This window comes from Arthrobacter sp. NPDC058127, from assembly GCF_042884555.1.
In the GTDB taxonomy this organism is placed as follows: Bacteria; Actinomycetota; Actinomycetes; order Actinomycetales; family Micrococcaceae; genus Arthrobacter.
On record NZ_JBHVTT010000005.1, the window covers coordinates 207,884 to 223,084 of the forward strand.

The window sequence follows — 15,201 nt, forward strand, 5'->3', positions numbered from 1 at the left end:
CAGGTCCTTTGGCCAGTCTTGTCGCGTGCCGGGTACTGAACCGTCGTCCGGAGGTCCCTGTGCGGGCCTTCCTTCGAGGCTAGCAAAGCCCGACGCCGGGTGGCCAGCTTTGGTGGCGAGCCTCACCAAGGGACATGTCCGGTGCTGGGATCTAGGAGTGCGCGTGCTCCACGCGGTCGATGGAGATGACTGCGAGGAATCCACGGCCCAGGATTTCCGGGCTGCGGGTGTCGGAACCCACTACTGCGTCGTAGCGGGCGAGTTCCACGGACTCCGCAGGCGCGACGGCGGCGGTTCCACCCTCGGAGCCGTCCGAGACCTCCGCGGACAAAGCCGATTCCGCAGGCTCCGCGCCGGGACTCACCGAAGCCTTACCCTCCAAAAGGACTGCCAACTGGCCTTCGAATACCGGGTGTGCACGCTTCTTGGAGAGCTCGATGATGGACGTGTAGCCCTTGAATTCGCCGGCCCGGGCGATCACGTTGAGGTCCCGGATGTTGCCGGTGGGGAGTGCGCTGGCCGAAGCCGCTTCGCCTGAAAACCGGAAAGGCCGATACTTTTCCAGCGGGTGTTCTTCGCCATCCACCGTGAGCAGCAGCAATTCGCCGTCGATCACTGTGAGGACTCGCTCCATGCCAGGGAACGTCGAGAAATCGCCGGCCGATCCGACGTCGGCGATGCTGACCCGCCAGTCCCACGCTCCGTCTTGCGCGGACGCTGCTTTCGGATGGCTGGCGAGTTCGCGGGTCACCCCGCCTCCGTTGCGCCATGGTTCGGGTTTGAGCTCGGCAAAGCGGATGATCTCCATGCGCTCCAGCCTAGCCCGAGCCCGCCGTCGGCAGGCTGAGCGCTTGCGTAACATCGGTGCAATCTTGACGCGGTTCACCAATCCCGCGGGCCCTTGCTAACGTCGTAGGGAGGTAAACGGTTGGAGGCGCGGAATGTTCGTCAAAGTGTGCGGTTTGAGCACGCCTGAATCCGTGCAGGCCGCCGTCGAGTCCGGCGCGGACGCCGTGGGTTTCGTGCTGACGAAGAGTCCACGCGAAGTATCGCCTGACCGTGCCCGAGACTTGCTGGTCCATGTACCGGACGGTGTGACCGCCGTCGGAGTCTTCCGTCACGAGGCAGCGACCGATGCCGTCGCAACCGCGCGCGAGGCCGGCCTCGAATGGGTCCAGCTGCACGGAAGCCGCTCCCCGGAAGACGTTAAGACCGTGCACGACGCCGGCATGCGGCTCATCCGGGCCGTCACCATGGGTGCCGCTCCGGACGAGTTCGAGGAGTGGGGCGAGGAACTTCTCCTGATCGACGCCGCAGTACCAGGTTCAGGCGAGGCGTGGGACTATTCCTCGGTCCGGAATCTGGGCCTGGGTGCACGCCACTGGTTGTTGGCTGGAGGATTGACCCCGTCCAACGTTGGTGCCGCGGCGCTCGAAGCCGAGGCCTGGGGCGTCGACGTGTCCAGCGGCGTGGAGTCCTCGCGTGGCGTGAAGGACCTCGACCTCGTGCGCGCCTTCGTCCGAGCCGCAAAAGCCTGACGCCCCCACCCGAACGCTCGCTCCGATGATGTGAGCGAGGGTCCGCGGTTTTGCCCCCGAAGGTGAGCGAGCGTCGCAAGAAACCCTTGACAGCCGCCATCCGGGGTCGCATATTTAACACATCGGCTAATTAGTCGATGTGTTAAATACGAAGGCGCTAGCGATGTCCACAGACCGGCTCAGTCTCATCTTCTCGGCACTGGCCGACCCCACCCGAAGGGCCATTCTGGCCCGGCTTTCGGAGGGTGAGGCCACAGTGAACGAGCTTGCCGAACCGTTCGACATCAGCCTGCCCGCCGTCTCCCGGCATCTCAAGGTCCTGGAAAACGCAGGGCTCATCAGCCGGAGCCGGAATGCGCAATGGCGGTCTTCCAAATTAGAAGCGGAACCACTGCGCGAAGCCACCGAATGGATGGACAAATACAGGCGCTTCTGGGATGCCAGTTTTATCCGCCTCGACGCCCACCTGCGCAAGATTCAGCACGATTCGAAGGATCCAGGAGCCAAGCAATGAACACGGAACAGCACATCCTCACCATGACCCGCGATTTCGATGCCCCACGCGAGCTCGTCTTCCAAGCCTTCGTGGACCCCGATCAGCTCGCCGCATGGTTCGGGCCGGTCGGGGTGGATTCGCCGCGCGACCGGATAACCGTCGACCCCCGGGTGGGCGGAGCCTGGCAGCTCGTCATGACCTGGGACGAGGACGGCGTCGCCAAGGAATCACCCATCGACGCGGTCATCACCGGATACGACCCGCCCGCCCTGCTGGTCGCCACCCAAAAGGCAGAGCCCGACGCCGGGATCACACTTCTGCTGGAAATGCACCTTGAGTTTGAGGTGCTGGATGGCGGCCGCACGCGGCTTCATCTCACCCAGGGCCCCTTCGACTCCGACGAATGGGTGGAAATGACCAGAGACGGATGGGGCACCTCGTTCACCAAACTGGACGCTTTGTTGGTGCGGGAATAGGGGAGCGGTCCAAAAGGGGCCCGAAGTCAACTTGGAAGGTCGGTGCCCATTCGGGCTACACTCCACGGCGGGGACAGAATGCCATTGCTCTGGAGACCGAACGGTTCCGGAGACAGACGATCAAGCAGAATGCGACCTTTTGAAAATCCTTTCCAAACCTTTTAACGGCCCTATCCGATACCTGACAATCGCGCTCTTCACCGCACTGGCGCTGTCCGGCTGCTCCACACAGGGAGGGGGCTCCACCGCGGCGGGCACGCCGTCGTCCTCTTCTGCCGGGGACTCCGCAACCGCAAGCGCAAGCCCGACTCCCTCATCGGGGCCATTCGGGGGCTTCGCCTCGGCAGCCGAAATGTGCTCCACCATCTCCAAAGAAGCCACTGGCGCTTCCTTGCTGCCAATGTCTGCGGCGCAGGGAAAGACGGCCGAGCTGGAGCAATACAAGGCCGAGCTCACCGCCACGGCGGATCGGGTCCCGGAAGCGCTCAAGGCTGATTTCACCAACCTCAAGGACACTGCGATCGCCGGCTTGAAGGACCAAACCGTCTACTCGAGCGGCAAGTTCGAAAAAGCGATGGCTCCCGTTACGACCTGGCTGAGCGCCAACTGCAAGTAATCCTTTATCCACTTAAGCGAATGAACAGGTAGCGCGGTCCCGGTGCCGCGGCAAGAATGGCTTCATGCAGCTGCCAGTCATGCCCCCTGTCGCACCCATGCTTGCCAAGGCGGTTGGCGCCATCCCGGACGGCGCCATGAGCTACGAGCCTAAATGGGATGGTTTCCGCTCCATCGTTTTTCGTGACGGTGACGACGTCGAAATCGGTAGTCGCAACGAGAAGCCCATGAACCGGTACTTCCCGGAGCTCATCGAGGCGTTGAAGGCAAACCTGCCCGAACGCTGCGTCCTCGACGGCGAGATCATCCTGGTCGGCAGATCCGGTGACCGCTTGGACTTTGAAGCCCTCCAGCAACGAATCCATCCGGCAGCCAGCAGGGTCAAGCTGTTGTCCGAGCAGACGCCGGCGAAATTCGTGGCCTTCGACTTGCTCGCCCTTGGCGATGAGGACTTCACGGGACGGCCCTTCGCCGAACGGCGGGCAGCGCTTGAAAAAACACTCGCAGGCGCCGCCGCTCCCATCCACCTCACCGCGGCAACCCGGGACAAGGGAACGGCGGAGCAGTGGTTCAGCCAGTTCGAGGGCGCAGGCCTGGACGGCCTGCTCGCCAAGCCGCTGGATGGTACCTACCAACCGGACAAGCGCGTGATGTTCAAGGTCAAACACCAGCGGACCGCCGACTGCGTCGTGGCCGGCTACCGGGTTCATAAGACCGGTGACGACCTTATTGGTTCGCTCTTGTTGGGGCTTTATGACGACGGCGGCCGGCTTTCCAACGTGGGCGTGGTGGGTTCCTTCTCGATGCAGCGGCGCAAGGAACTGTTCGGCGAACTCCAACCCCTCGTGACTGGGTTCGATGGGCATCCCTGGGCATCGGCCGAGCAGGAGGAAGGCAGCCGGACACCCCGCAACGCCGAAGGGAGCCGCTGGAGCGCAGGGAAGGACCTGTCGTTCACGCCCCTGCGGCCAGAACTCGTTGTGGAAGTGGCTTACGACCATATGGAAGGGGAGCGGTTCAGGCACACAACGCAGTTCGTGCGGTGGCGGCCGGACAGGGATCCGGAGTCGTGCACCTATGAGCAGCTTGAGGAACCCGTGAAGTTCGATTTGTCAGCGGTCCTGGACGCCGGGAAACCATAAATCAGGGGGATTTCAGGGCGAACCCCTAGGCCCCGCCCGCGTCCCGCAAGGGACAATGGGAAATATGAAAACGCTGCTCAACATCATCTGGCTCGTCTTCGGTGGCTTCGTCCTTGCCTTGGGCTATTTCATGGCCGGAATTATCTGCTGCTTGTTGATCGTCACCATCCCGTGGGGCATCGCGTCGTTCCGGATTGCCTCGTACACCCTGTGGCCGTTTGGCCGCATGGTCGTGGACAAGCCGGGAAGCGGGGGCGTCTTTACGCTCCTGGGCAACGTCATCTGGTTGCTGGTTGCGGGCATTTGGATCGCGATCGGGCACGTAGTCACTGCGTTCGCCATGGCCATCACGATCATCGGGATCCCGCTGGCCATCGCCAACCTGAAGCTCATTCCGGTATCGCTCATGCCGCTGGGCAAGCAGATCGTGCCTAGCAACCGCCCCTTCGTCAGCACGTACCGCTAGCGCGGCAACGCCGGCCACCCGAAACCCCGCGTCGGGTATCAGACGCCATGGACTGTTCCGGAGTAGCGTAGGCCGTGTCTGCACTGCCTCCCCTCGAAAGGAACAGTCCATGTCCGCCGCCAGGAACACCGTTGCCAAGAACATCGTCGCCACCCTCAAAGCCAACAACGTCCAGCGCGTCTACGGGATCCCCGGGGATTCGCTGAACGGATTTACGGACGCGCTGAGGGAGGAACAGAGCATCCGTTGGGTGCATGTCCGGCACGAAGAAGCCGCGGCGTTGGCGGCCGCGGCCGAGGCGGGCCTCACGGATGAACTCGCGGTGTGCGCCGGATCCTGCGGCCCGGGCAACCTGCACCTGATCAACGGCCTCTACGATGCCAACAAGTCAAGGGTCCCCGTGCTGGCCATCGCCGCCCACATTCCCAGCGAAGAGATCGGCAGCCAGTACTTCCAGGAGACACATCCCCAGGAGTTGTTCCAGGAGTGCAGCGTTTATGTCGAGCACGTCGCCCATCCTTCCCAGATGCCCAGGGTCTTGGAAATCGCCATGCGGACGGCCGTCGAGAAGCGGGGCGTCGCCGTCGTCGTGATTCCCGGCGATGTCGCCCTCGCGGAGGCGCAGAGCAACCGGACAGCGGTGATCCGGGCCGCCCGGCCGGAGATCCGGCCCAACCCCCGGGAGCTCGCCGAAGCAGCTGACATTCTCAACGCGGCAGGCAAAGTCACTATCCTGGCCGGTGCCGGCACCGCGGGTGCGCACGCCGAGGTCATGGCCCTGGCGGACGCGCTGGGCGCGCCGATCGTCCACGCGATGCGCGGCAAGGAGCACATCGAGTACGACAACCCCTTCGACGTCGGCATGACGGGCCTCTTGGGGTTCAGCTCCGGCTACCGCGCGATGGAGAGCTGCGAAGCCCTGCTTATGCTGGGCACCGATTTTCCGTACCAGCAGTTCTACCCGGAGAATGCCAAGATCATCCAGGTGGATATCAGGGGCGAGCAACTCGGCAGGCGTTCCCGGATCGATCTTGGCCTTGTGGGCACGGTTAAGGACACTGCGGCCTCGCTCCTGCCCTTGATCGAGCCCAAAAAAAGACGAACGCACCTCCAAGCCTCCCTCAAGCACTACGCCAAGTCCCGTGCAAAACTCGACGACCTGGCCTCTCCGGCGAAGGACGGCCAGCCCATCCATCCGCAGTTCGTGGGCAGGCTCGTGGATGAGGTGGCGGCCCCGGATGCGGTTTTCACGTGCGACGTCGGGTCCCCCACCGTGTGGGCCGCCCGGTACCTGAGCATGAACGGCCGACGCCGGCTGCTCGGCTCGTTCAACCACGGAACCATGGCCAACGCCCTGTCCCACGGAATCGGTGCGGCCGCCTCGTACCCCGGGCGCCAGGTGGTGGCCCTGGCCGGCGACGGCGGCCTGACCATGCTTCTCGGCGAGCTGATCACCTTGGTGCAGAACAAGCTCCCCGTCAAAGTCGTGGTCTTCAACAACTCCTCGCTGAACTTCGTCGAGCTCGAAATGAAGGCCGCCGGATTCGTCAATTTCGGCACTGAGCTCGAGAATCCGGACTTCGCCAAACTGGCAGAATCGCTGGGCATCCGCGGAATCCGGGTGGACAACTCCTCCGGGTTGAAGGCGGGGCTGGCTGAAGCCTTCGCGCACGACGGTCCGGCCCTCATCGATGTCCGCACGGCCCGGCAGGAACTGTCCATTCCGCCGGCGATCAGTGCCGAGCAGGTCAAGGGCTTCACGCTCTACGCGATCCGGACGGTACTCTCCGGCCGCGGCGACCAGCTCATCGACCTCGCGAAGACCAATATCCGCCAGATATTCTGAACCGAACCGCTACCGGCGGGGCCAGCCGTTACGGTTCCGAGATCCGCCTTCAGCCGTCGCAGTTGCTTAGCTGATCCTGCGTCGGTAGGCGGCTGCGGCGAAGAAGTACGCGAGAACGAGGATGCCGAGGCACCATGCGAGGGCTACCCATATGTCGCTTCCGATCGGCCGTTGTTCAAACAGATCCTGGATCGTGTTGACGATCGACGTGACCGGCTGGTTCTCGGCGAAGGCGCGCACGGGACCCGGCATGGTGGCCGTGGGGACGAAAGCCGAACTGATGAACGGCAGGAAGATGAGCGGATAGGAGAACCCGCCGGCGCCGTCCACGGACTTCGCTGTCAGGCCCGCGATGATGGCGAGCCACGTGAGTGCGAGGGTGAACAGTGCCAGGATTCCGATGATGGCGAGCCACTCCAGCAGGCTTGCCGATGTGCGGAATCCCATCAGGAAGGCCACCAGCACGATGATCACGAGGGAGAGACCGTTGGCCACCATGGAGGTCAGCACATGTGCCCACAGCACGGATGATCGTGCGATCGGCATGGAGTGGAACCGCTCGAAAATGCCGCTCTTCATGTCGGTGAACAAGCGAACGGCGGTGTAAGCGATGCCTGATGCGATCGCGATCAGCATGATTCCCGGCAGCAGGTAATTGACGTAGTTCTCGGTGCCGGTCTTGATGGCTCCGCCGAACACGTAGACGAACAGCAGCATGAGGGCGATCGGCGTGATCGCGGTGGTGATAATGGTGTCCGCGCTGCGGAAAATGTGGCGCATGGAGCGGCCCAGCAAGACGGACGTGTCTCCAAAGAAGTGTGTGCTCATGACTGGTCCTTACTTGACGCGACCTTGCCCTGGTTCCCCACAAGTGCAAGGAAGATATCCTCCAGGGTGGGCTGCTTTTCGACGTACTCGACCTTAGCCGGTGGGAGTAGTTGCTTGAGCTCGGCGAGAGTCCCGTTCGCGATGATGCGCCCTTGATGAAGGATGGCGATCCGGTCCGCGAGTTGTTCGGCCTCGTCGAGATACTGTGTGGTGAGCAGAACAGTGGTGCCCTGATTCGCGAGCTCCTGGATTACCTGCCACACTTCGATGCGTGCTTCGGGGTCGAGCCCGGTGGTCGGCTCATCGAGGAAGATCACCTCGGGCTGGCCGATCAGGCTCATGGCGATGTCAAGGCGACGGCGCATGCCCCCCGAATACGCGGACACTTTTCGGGATGCTGCCTCGGAGAGGTTGAAGCGCGCCAGAAGATCATCCGCCGCTTGGCCGGGGTCCTTCAGGTGCCGCAACCTGGCAACAAGCACCAGGTTTTCCCGGCCGGAGAGGATTTCATCGACTGCTGCGAATTGTCCGGTGAGGCTGATGGATTCCCGGACCCGCAGCGCTTGGGTTACGACGTCGAATCCGTTGACGGTGGCCGTGCCGGCGTCCGGACTCAGCAGTGTGGACAGGATTTTCACCATCGTGGTTTTTCCCGCTCCGTTGGAGCCGAGAAGGGCGAAGATGCTGCCCGGTTCCACGTCGAAGTCCACGCCGCGCAGCACGTGCAGCTCTTTGTAGGACTTTTCCATGCCCTGCACGCGGATCGCGGGTTCGCGGGTGGTGGAGCCATTGCTCATGATTCCCCCTCCCTCCCATCGTCCCCGGCAGCGGCGTCGATTGCCTTGACGAGGCGTTCACGCTCCTTGTTGATCCACTGCCCGCCCGTGTAGTTGCGTATGAACGTTTCAGCGAACTCCACGGGGTCGTCACCAACGATGTCGCGGATCGGCGTCCCGTCTGCGGCGCTCTGTTCGAAGAGATCGGTGAGGTCCCCGAGCATCCGCAGCAGCACATCGCCCTTGGTGATGGCACCGAAGTACATCAGGTACCGTTCCAGCGCGGTCGCCGCCGCGCGATAGTCCGCGGGAAGCTGCTCCACGCGTGCCTTGTTTTGCCGGTATTGCTTCTTCTGTTCGAGCGATCCCGTAAGCTGCTCGATCCACCCTGCGGCCATGTTCACTTTCCTCCCTTTCGGAGCTGTTCCAGTCGCTCGGACAGGAAACTCCACGTATTCCAGAATTCGTCCAGTTCCTTTTCGCCCTGCTCGTTGAGCGAATAGACCTTGCGCGGCGGGCCCTTCTCGGACGGCCGTTTCTCGACGTCGACAAGGCCTTTTTGCTCGATCCTGACGAGCAGCGCATACACGGTGCCCTCGGCGATCTCGGTGAAGCCCTGGCCTCGGAGCAGCGTCGTGATTTCGTACCCGTACGCGGGATTCCCGGTCAGGAGGGCGAGAACGATGCCCTCGAGGGTCCCTTTGAGCATCTCCGTCATTTGCCTGCCCATCGGACACCTCCTTTCACTACTCAGTGTTACTAGCTACTGGTACATAGTATCGCTAAGTAGTGGAAGCGCAAGCCCCTTCGGAAACCGCACCGAAGTGCACTCAGGGCTGCTGGAACGCGCCGTCCCTCAAGAGGGCCACGGCGGTCCCGGCGTCAAGTTCGGCGGCAATCTCGACGTCGTCCGCGTGCCCTGTACCGATCAACTCCCGGCCGCTGGAGCAATCCCGCAACGCGTGATGGAGCCGCGGCTCGACGGCGTTGAAAACAGCCATCGCCGCATCAGCCTCCGGCGAGAAACCTTCCCTGCCGTCTTCCGGCGTGAAGCCGCCCCGCCCGGCGGCAGTGAGTCCGGCAATGAAGGCGCCGGCCCCGATCTGATCTTCCAGGGCGGGCCGGAGGGAGCCGCCTGGCCACAGTTCACCGGCCGCGATCACCGTCACCACTAAATCCGGAGGGAGTTCGGCGGCCACCCACTCGGCGGTGGCGGCTGCGTTCCGCAGAGACACGGCCGCGATGAGCGGGACTTCCTGGGCGAGCTCATAAGCGATCGAAGAGCCGTTGGGCGATGGCAGCACGACGCGGCTCAACGACCGCGCATCCCGCAGGCTCGACGGCGAGAGGCTCAATCCGCCTCCACCCCGCGGACCAGCCAGCTGGGCGTCGTGGTGGGCGGCGAAGTCCTCGGCCCCGGCGTCCTTCCACGCGTAGGGGAACACGATGGCACCGCGGTCGACGGCGACGCTGACACATGTGGTGAAGGTGAGGACGTCAACCACGACGGCGAGGTCCGCTCCGGACGCAACCGCACGGGCGCCGTCGAGCCCCCATTCAAACCTCACGGTGAACGGAAGCTGCCGGTGCACCGTCCCTGGCGCGCTCATGACAGTTCGGCCTCCAGGTTGCGGCGGGCGGCATCCAGCCACAGGCTCCGCGCGCGTTCGCTGTGGAAGAGTGGATCCAAGGCGAGCAGATGGCGGACGACGGCGGCCCGGCCGGCAGCGAAGTCGGCATCGCTGACGTGGGCGTAGTCCTCGCGGACAGCAGCAAGGTAGCGGGCGTAAGCCGTTGGTTCCGCGCCGAGGATGGAGAGATCGGCGTCGCACAAGAGGGCGCCGAGTCGGTCTCCCGGTTCGGGGCTGTGGGTGGAGGTCAGCCTGACCAGCCGGGCAACTTCGTGGATCGTCGGTTCCGGGAGTCCCGCAAGAGCCAGGCGGTCCTCGGCCAGCCGGGCCGATTGCTCTTCGTCCTGCCCTGCGATTCCCTCGTAGACGGCGTCATGGAACCAGGCGGCCAACGTCACTGAGCGCGCGGGCGGCCCGGGTTCGGTGAGGAGATCCAAGGCTTCCAGGACCGCCAGCAAATGCGTGCGGCTGTGGTATTTCCGATGGTCCTCGCCCCAGCGTTCGAGGAGCTCAAAACCCAGCTCCTCATGTCCTGGAAGAGCCGAATTCCAGCGCTCCAGCAAGGGTACGGTGAGCGCCTTGCTGCGTTGGCGGGCGGGGATCCGCAAACCGCTCGCGATCAGTTTCCGCACAAGAATGCGCGCCTCCACGGGGATGGCGCCTGCCGAGAGGAGATCCTGGTAGCGGCGTTCCGGGACGTCGTAGTGGTCGCCATCGAAGGCACGCCCGGGAATTCCCGCGGCCCCGGCGAAGGCATGCAACTCCTCGAGCGAGGTGTCCGAGACGAGGTGGGAAAACACGGTCCCGTGCGCGGGCCACAGCGGCGGATCAACATAGACGGCCATGGCCCGCGCCAGGGAACTAGGAGTTTTTCCGGGTGGCTACCGCAGAGAGAGCGGTTAAACCCTTTTCGAAGTCGCCGCCCACCATCTTCTCCATGTTCATGAACAAAGCGAAGATTTTGCCGAGGCCTTTGTTCTCACCGGTCATGGTCCAGGTGACGCGGGTGCCGTCCCCTTCGGGCACGAACGTGAACCCTGTGGGATTGACTGCCTTCATCGGCTTGGTGAACTCGAGGCGGATGTCGATCTTGCCGGGCTCCTCCGAGCCGACGATTTCCATGGTTCCGGTGCCGGCCTTGTTGTTGCCGCTCCAGGCATACTTTGCTCCGACGCCGGATTCGTTGCCGGAATAGCTCCGGTTCAGCTTGGGGTCCACGGCTTCCCACGGAGACCACTTGGTCCACTCGTGGAAGTTGTTGACGAAGGGGAAGACGTCGGCGGGTGCGGCGGGGATCAGCGCATTGCGAGTGACTGTGAAGGGTGCCATGTGCATATCGTACGGCGCTTTGCCGGGATCGTGGGCGCGGGCCGAGTGCTGCGTTCCGGCACGCAGCGCGCGGCCCGGACCCACGATTTCGACGGCGGGTGCTGCCTTACATGCCCGGGACGTCGAGCGCTTCGTAGACGGTGATCGAGGCTTCGGGGGCCATGAGGAAATGCGGGTGGCCTTCGAGGAGCTTCAGCGCTCCGTCCATGTCTTCGGCTTGGAGGACGCTGTAACCGCCCACGCCGGTCTCTGCATCGGATACTCCAGAGTTCCCAACCACTTTGCCGCCACCGAGGGGTGTGCCAAGATCGGCAAGCCCATCGCCAGCCTTCGCGGCCCAGTCCATCCACAGCTTCATGCCTTCTGCTGCTGCCTCAGGGGTGCTGTCAGCCATCATCGATTCCGCCGATTGCGGTGCATTGTAGAGAACTACGAACTTCTTCATTGCGTGTCCTTTTCCTCATGCTCGCCAGGCGGTGTTCCACCCGGTCACACCTGATCCTAGGGTTAGGGATCGCAAACAGCGAGGGGCTTTTCAAGGTAAGCGGAGAAGGCTATGGACAGCAGTTTCGCCGTCGGCAAACATGGAGCAGGAAGGACAATTCGCCAAAGTTGAGCATAGTAGACTCAACTTTGAGAAATAGTCGTCTTTCCCGAGAGGAGCTCTTCCATGGACGTCAAATTCACCACCAAGAGCCAGGAGGCTCTTTCCGCGGCGGCCATGAACGCCTCCACCGCCGGAAATCCGCAGCTGGAGCCAGCCCACTTGCTCAAAGCGCTCATGGACCAGCGCGAGGGCGTCGCGGTAGCACTTTTGCGCGCTACTGGAGCGGACCCGGATGCCGTGAGCGTGCAGGCGAGTTCGGCCATCAAGGCCCTGCCGTCGTCGTCGGGCAGTTCCGTGCAGCAAGCGCAGCTTTCGCGTCCTTCCATGCAGGCCATCCAGGCCGCCCAGAACGAGTCCGAGAAACTCGGAGACTCCTTCGTGTCCACAGAGCACCTCCTCTTGGGGCTCTCTGCCGGTAGCGATGCCGTGGGGAAGCTACTGCGCGACGCCGGTGCCTCCCATGAAGCGCTCCTCGCCGCCCTGCCGGGTGTCCGCGGCGACCGGAAAGTCACCTCGCAAGACCCGGAAAACACCTTCCAGGCGCTCGAGAAATACGGCATGGACCTCACAGCCGTCGCTCGCTCCGGCAAGCTGGATCCCGTGATCGGTCGGGACAGCGAAATCCGGCGAGTCGTCCAGGTCCTGAGCCGGCGCACCAAGAACAACCCCGTACTCATCGGGGAACCCGGTGTCGGCAAGACCGCCGTCGTCGAAGGCCTCGCCCAACGCATGGTGGCCGGCGACGTCCCGGAAAGCCTGCGGGGCAAGACCCTGATCGCGCTGGACCTCGCGTCCATGGTGGCCGGCGCGAAGTACCGCGGCGAATTCGAGGAACGGCTCAAGGCCGTGCTGGAGGAGATCAAGAACTCCAACGGGCAGATCGTCACCTTCATCGACGAAATCCACACGGTGGTGGGTGCCGGTGCCACCGGTGAGAGCGCCATGGATGCGGGCAACATGCTCAAGCCGATGCTGGCCCGCGGCGAGCTGCGCCTTATCGGCGCCACCACCCTGGACGAGTATCGCGAGAACGTGGAGAAGGACCCTGCCCTGGAACGCCGCTTCCAGCAGGTCTACGTGGGTGAGCCGAGCGTCGAGGACACCATCGGTATCCTCCGCGGCCTCAAGGAACGCTACGAGGCCCACCACAAGGTAGCCATCGCAGACTCCGCCTTGGTAGCCGCCGCCACGCTCTCCAACCGCTACATCTCGGGCCGCCAGTTGCCGGACAAGGCGATCGACCTCGTGGACGAGGCTGCGTCACGGCTGCGCATGGAAATCGACTCGGCTCCCGAGGAAATCGACCAGCTTCGCCGTGCCGTGGACCGTCTGACGATGGAGGAATTGGCCCTCGAGCGCGAGACTGATGCGGCCTCCATCGAACGCCTCGCTGCGCTCCGTGCGGACAAGGCGGACAAGAAGGAAGCCCTGGGGGCGCTGAACGCCCGTTGGGAATCCGAGAAGGCCGGGCTCAACCGTGTTGGCGACCTCAAGGCGAAGATCGACGAATTGCGCTCGGCCGCCGAAAAGTACCAGCGCGAGGGCGACCTTGAGGCTGCCTCGCGTATTCTCTACGGCGAACTGCCCGCGTTGGAGCGCGAGCTCAGCGCAGCAGCCGAGGAAGAGTCCGCCCGGGAAGCGCGGGGTGAAGCGAAGCCCGCCCTGATGGTCGCGGACGAAGTCACGGCGGACGATATCGCCGAGGTTATTTCGGCCTGGACGGGCATCCCTGCCGGCCGCATGCTCCAGGGAGAATCCCAGAAGCTGCTGCACATGGAAGAGGAGATCGGAAAGCGGCTGGTCGGCCAGTCCAAGGCCGTGGCCGCCGTCTCCGATGCCGTCCGCCGCGCCCGTGCGGGCATCAGCGACCCCAACCGACCCACGGGTTCGTTCCTGTTCCTTGGCCCCACCGGCGTCGGTAAGACGGAGCTCGCCAAGGCACTCGCCGATTTCCTTTTCGACGACGAACGCGCCATGGTGCGGATCGACATGTCCGAGTACGGGGAGAAGCACTCCGTGGCCCGGCTGGTCGGCGCCCCTCCCGGATACGTGGGCTACGAGGAAGGCGGCCAGCTTACTGAAGCCGTCCGCCGTCGCCCGTACTCCGTAATCCTGCTCGACGAGGTGGAGAAGGCCCACCCGGAAGTGTTCGACATCCTCCTGCAAGTGCTCGACGACGGTCGCCTCACCGACGGGCAGGGCCGCACCGTGGACTTCCGGAACACCATCCTGGTTCTGACGTCGAACCACGGTAGCCAGTTCCTCGTGGATCCAACCCTGGACGCCACGGCGAAGCGAAATGCGGTCATGGCCGTGGTCAACGCGTCCTTCAAGCCCGAGTTCCTCAATAGGCTCGATGAGATTGTCCTGTTTGATGCACTCACCGTGGACGAGCTCGCGAGGATCGTCGAGCTGCACGTGGACGAGCTGACCAAGCGGCTGCACGACCGTCGGCTCACCCTTGAGGTCAGCGACGGCGCACGGGCCTGGCTCGCGATGTCCGGTTACGATCCGGCCTACGGTGCCCGTCCGCTGCGCCGGCTGGTTCAACGCGAGATCGGCGACCGCTTGGCCAAGGAGATCCTCGCCGGACAGATCGCCGACGGCGACACGGTCATGGTGGACACCGCGGCCGACGTCGACGAACTCACCATCGAGGGGCTCGAAGCTTTGACGGGTCCCGACGGCGGGGCTCCGGCGGGTAGCGGCCTGACGGTGAGGCGGAAGGACTAGCTACTTCTGCAGCACGGATTCCTTGAGTGTGTTTCCCGAGTTCACCACGATGAAGCAGTCCACGCGGCGGTCGCCGTTGTCCCAGCTGGTGGCGCTCGGGTACACGTTCTGCTGCAGGAGTGCGTACTTGGTGGAGGCCTCGTTGAGCATCACATCGCGGCAGATTTCGCGGCCTTTGTCCCGCAAGGCAGTGGCACCGGGGAAGGTGTCCTCAGCCTTGTACCGGAAGATGGCGCCCAGCTGGGCCGAATGGTCGGTGGTGCAGTCCACCACCTTGGCGTGGATTGCATTGGAGTCGAAATCGGCGAAGCAATCGCCCAGTTGGTAATCCCTTGCCTCGATGTCAGCCGGGAGGGGGCCGCGGCTGGTGGACGTGGACGGTGCCGGGACGGGCGCGGCCGCCGGGCGGTTGGCCAAGGCCCCGACGAGGATCCAGATCACTACGCCGATGAGGATCAGCACGGCCAGCACAATTCCGCCAATGATGAGCCGATACCGCGTTATGGCGTCCAGGGCGCTCCGCAGGGGGGAACCAGGGTCTACCGGCGACTCGTTGTCGCCTGTACCGTTGTTGCCCGGGATGGTGTTGTCCTGGCCCATGTCTGAGATTGCGCCTTTCATGCGTGCGGCCCGATATTAGGGCGACTCTACCCAAGTTTTCCATGCCAATGAACGGTGATGCTGCCAGGTGGAACTGTGACGCCGCTTTCGCGAAGGT

General features: G+C 63.8%; 18 protein-coding genes and 1 riboswitch. Of the genes, 8 read left to right on the plus strand and 10 right to left on the minus strand.

The features are described from left to right. Positions 1-7: 7 nt before the first annotated feature. Positions 8-73: riboswitch (guanidine-III (ykkC-III) riboswitch) on the minus strand. A gap of 78 nt (positions 74-151) precedes the next feature. After that, a complete protein-coding gene (locus ACFVTG_RS10205) occupies positions 152-808 on the minus strand; it encodes a HutD family protein (RefSeq protein ID WP_390280073.1) in 657 nt (218 codons plus the stop codon). Positions 809-941: 133 nt separating this feature from the next. On the opposite strand from ACFVTG_RS10205, the gene ACFVTG_RS10210 reads away from it, so the two are divergent. From ACFVTG_RS10210 to poxB, 7 genes are all read left to right on the plus strand, one after another. After that, complete coding sequence (locus tag ACFVTG_RS10210; protein ID WP_390280075.1) at positions 942-1,538, plus strand: phosphoribosylanthranilate isomerase; 597 nt, start codon at positions 942-944, stop codon at positions 1,536-1,538. A 163-nt stretch (positions 1,539-1,701) separates the two neighbouring features. Further along, on the plus strand, positions 1,702-2,052 hold the full coding sequence (locus tag ACFVTG_RS10215) for a metalloregulator ArsR/SmtB family transcription factor (protein WP_284752921.1): 351 nt from the start codon (positions 1,702-1,704) through the stop codon (positions 2,050-2,052). Continuing rightward, on the plus strand, positions 2,049-2,510 hold the full coding sequence (locus ACFVTG_RS10220) for an SRPBCC domain-containing protein (RefSeq protein ID WP_390280077.1): 462 nt from the start codon (positions 2,049-2,051) through the stop codon (positions 2,508-2,510). The genes ACFVTG_RS10215 and ACFVTG_RS10220 overlap by 4 nt, the downstream gene beginning before the upstream one ends. A 139-nt stretch (positions 2,511-2,649) precedes the next feature. After that, on the plus strand, positions 2,650-3,126 hold the full coding sequence (locus ACFVTG_RS10225; RefSeq protein ID WP_390280079.1) for a hypothetical protein: 477 nt from the start codon (positions 2,650-2,652) through the stop codon (positions 3,124-3,126). A 64-nt stretch (positions 3,127-3,190) separates the two neighbouring features. Continuing rightward, positions 3,191-4,267, plus strand: a complete 1,077-nt coding sequence (locus ACFVTG_RS10230; RefSeq protein ID WP_390280081.1) for an ATP-dependent DNA ligase — start codon at positions 3,191-3,193, stop codon at positions 4,265-4,267. Between the two features lie 64 nt (positions 4,268-4,331). After that, positions 4,332-4,733 carry a YccF domain-containing protein gene (locus tag ACFVTG_RS10235; protein ID WP_390280083.1) on the plus strand — a complete coding sequence of 134 codons (402 nt, stop codon included), beginning with the start codon at positions 4,332-4,334 and terminating at the stop codon, positions 4,731-4,733. Positions 4,734-4,842: 109 nt separating this feature from the next. Next, positions 4,843-6,579, plus strand: a complete 1,737-nt coding sequence (gene poxB, locus ACFVTG_RS10240; RefSeq protein ID WP_390280085.1) for a ubiquinone-dependent pyruvate dehydrogenase — start codon at positions 4,843-4,845, stop codon at positions 6,577-6,579. Between the two features lie 66 nt (positions 6,580-6,645). Here poxB and ACFVTG_RS10245 read toward each other — a convergent pair whose 3' ends face one another. The 8 genes from ACFVTG_RS10245 to ACFVTG_RS10280 form a co-directional block, all read right to left on the minus strand. Beyond that, positions 6,646-7,407, minus strand: a complete 762-nt coding sequence (locus ACFVTG_RS10245) for an ABC transporter permease (protein WP_390280087.1) — start codon at positions 7,405-7,407, stop codon at positions 6,646-6,648. Further along, positions 7,404-8,204 carry an ABC transporter ATP-binding protein gene (locus tag ACFVTG_RS10250; RefSeq protein ID WP_284752929.1) on the minus strand — a complete coding sequence of 267 codons (801 nt, stop codon included), beginning with the start codon at positions 8,202-8,204 and terminating at the stop codon, positions 7,404-7,406. Before ACFVTG_RS10250 ends, ACFVTG_RS10245 begins: the two co-directional genes overlap by 4 nt. Then, complete coding sequence (locus ACFVTG_RS10255; protein WP_390280089.1) at positions 8,201-8,581, minus strand: DUF1048 domain-containing protein; 381 nt, start codon at positions 8,579-8,581, stop codon at positions 8,201-8,203. The genes ACFVTG_RS10250 and ACFVTG_RS10255 overlap by 4 nt, the downstream gene beginning before the upstream one ends. A 2-nt stretch (positions 8,582-8,583) precedes the next feature. Next, the gene (locus ACFVTG_RS10260) at positions 8,584-8,913 is read right to left on the minus strand and encodes a PadR family transcriptional regulator (protein WP_059389920.1); all 330 of its coding nucleotides are present in this window, start codon (positions 8,911-8,913) and stop codon (positions 8,584-8,586) included. A gap of 100 nt (positions 8,914-9,013) precedes the next feature. Then, the gene (locus ACFVTG_RS10265) at positions 9,014-9,793 is read right to left on the minus strand and encodes a 2-phosphosulfolactate phosphatase (RefSeq protein ID WP_390280091.1); all 780 of its coding nucleotides are present in this window, start codon (positions 9,791-9,793) and stop codon (positions 9,014-9,016) included. Continuing rightward, complete coding sequence (locus tag ACFVTG_RS10270; RefSeq protein ID WP_332602937.1) at positions 9,790-10,659, minus strand: DUF4031 domain-containing protein; 870 nt, start codon at positions 10,657-10,659, stop codon at positions 9,790-9,792. The genes ACFVTG_RS10265 and ACFVTG_RS10270 overlap by 4 nt, the downstream gene beginning before the upstream one ends. Before the next feature lie 16 nt (positions 10,660-10,675). Continuing rightward, on the minus strand, positions 10,676-11,143 hold the full coding sequence (locus ACFVTG_RS10275) for an SRPBCC family protein (RefSeq protein WP_059389922.1): 468 nt from the start codon (positions 11,141-11,143) through the stop codon (positions 10,676-10,678). Between the two features lie 106 nt (positions 11,144-11,249). Next, positions 11,250-11,588 (minus strand): hypothetical protein, encoded by a 339-nt coding sequence (locus ACFVTG_RS10280; RefSeq protein WP_390280093.1) that lies wholly within the window; start codon positions 11,586-11,588, stop codon positions 11,250-11,252. Between the two features lie 225 nt (positions 11,589-11,813). On the opposite strand from ACFVTG_RS10280, the gene clpB reads away from it, so the two are divergent. Next, entirely contained in the window at positions 11,814-14,483 is a 2,670-nt protein-coding gene (gene clpB, locus ACFVTG_RS10285; RefSeq protein WP_390280096.1) for an ATP-dependent chaperone ClpB, read from the plus strand. Here the strand turns inward: clpB and ACFVTG_RS10290 are convergent, their stop codons facing one another. Next, a complete protein-coding gene (locus ACFVTG_RS10290) occupies positions 14,484-15,104 on the minus strand; it encodes a septum formation family protein (RefSeq protein ID WP_390280098.1) in 621 nt (206 codons plus the stop codon). Positions 15,105-15,201 lie beyond the last annotated feature (97 nt).

Coding starts and splice junctions, on each gene's coding strand:
- ACFVTG_RS10245 (WP_390280087.1), bottom strand. CDS start 7,407: ATGAGCACACACTTCTTTGGAGACACGTCCGTCTTGCTGGGCCGCTCC.
- ACFVTG_RS10260 (WP_059389920.1), bottom strand. CDS start 8,913: ATGGGCAGGCAAATGACGGAGATGCTCAAAGGGACCCTCGAGGGCATC.
- ACFVTG_RS10275 (WP_059389922.1), bottom strand. CDS start 11,143: ATGGCACCCTTCACAGTCACTCGCAATGCGCTGATCCCCGCCGCACCC.
- ACFVTG_RS10235 (WP_390280083.1), top strand. CDS start 4,332: ATGAAAACGCTGCTCAACATCATCTGGCTCGTCTTCGGTGGCTTCGTC.
- ACFVTG_RS10205 (WP_390280073.1), bottom strand. CDS start 808: ATGGAGATCATCCGCTTTGCCGAGCTCAAACCCGAACCATGGCGCAAC.
- ACFVTG_RS10230 (WP_390280081.1), top strand. CDS start 3,191: ATGCAGCTGCCAGTCATGCCCCCTGTCGCACCCATGCTTGCCAAGGCG.
- ACFVTG_RS10270 (WP_332602937.1), bottom strand. CDS start 10,659: ATGGCCGTCTATGTTGATCCGCCGCTGTGGCCCGCGCACGGGACCGTG.
- ACFVTG_RS10210 (WP_390280075.1), top strand. CDS start 942: ATGTTCGTCAAAGTGTGCGGTTTGAGCACGCCTGAATCCGTGCAGGCC.
- ACFVTG_RS10265 (WP_390280091.1), bottom strand. CDS start 9,793: ATGAGCGCGCCAGGGACGGTGCACCGGCAGCTTCCGTTCACCGTGAGG.
- ACFVTG_RS10220 (WP_390280077.1), top strand. CDS start 2,049: ATGAACACGGAACAGCACATCCTCACCATGACCCGCGATTTCGATGCC.
- ACFVTG_RS10255 (WP_390280089.1), bottom strand. CDS start 8,581: ATGGCCGCAGGGTGGATCGAGCAGCTTACGGGATCGCTCGAACAGAAG.
- clpB (WP_390280096.1), top strand. CDS start 11,814: ATGGACGTCAAATTCACCACCAAGAGCCAGGAGGCTCTTTCCGCGGCG.
- ACFVTG_RS10280 (WP_390280093.1), bottom strand. CDS start 11,588: ATGAAGAAGTTCGTAGTTCTCTACAATGCACCGCAATCGGCGGAATCG.
- poxB (WP_390280085.1), top strand. CDS start 4,843: ATGTCCGCCGCCAGGAACACCGTTGCCAAGAACATCGTCGCCACCCTC.
- ACFVTG_RS10290 (WP_390280098.1), bottom strand. CDS start 15,104: ATGAAAGGCGCAATCTCAGACATGGGCCAGGACAACACCATCCCGGGC.
- ACFVTG_RS10250 (WP_284752929.1), bottom strand. CDS start 8,204: ATGAGCAATGGCTCCACCACCCGCGAACCCGCGATCCGCGTGCAGGGC.
- ACFVTG_RS10215 (WP_284752921.1), top strand. CDS start 1,702: ATGTCCACAGACCGGCTCAGTCTCATCTTCTCGGCACTGGCCGACCCC.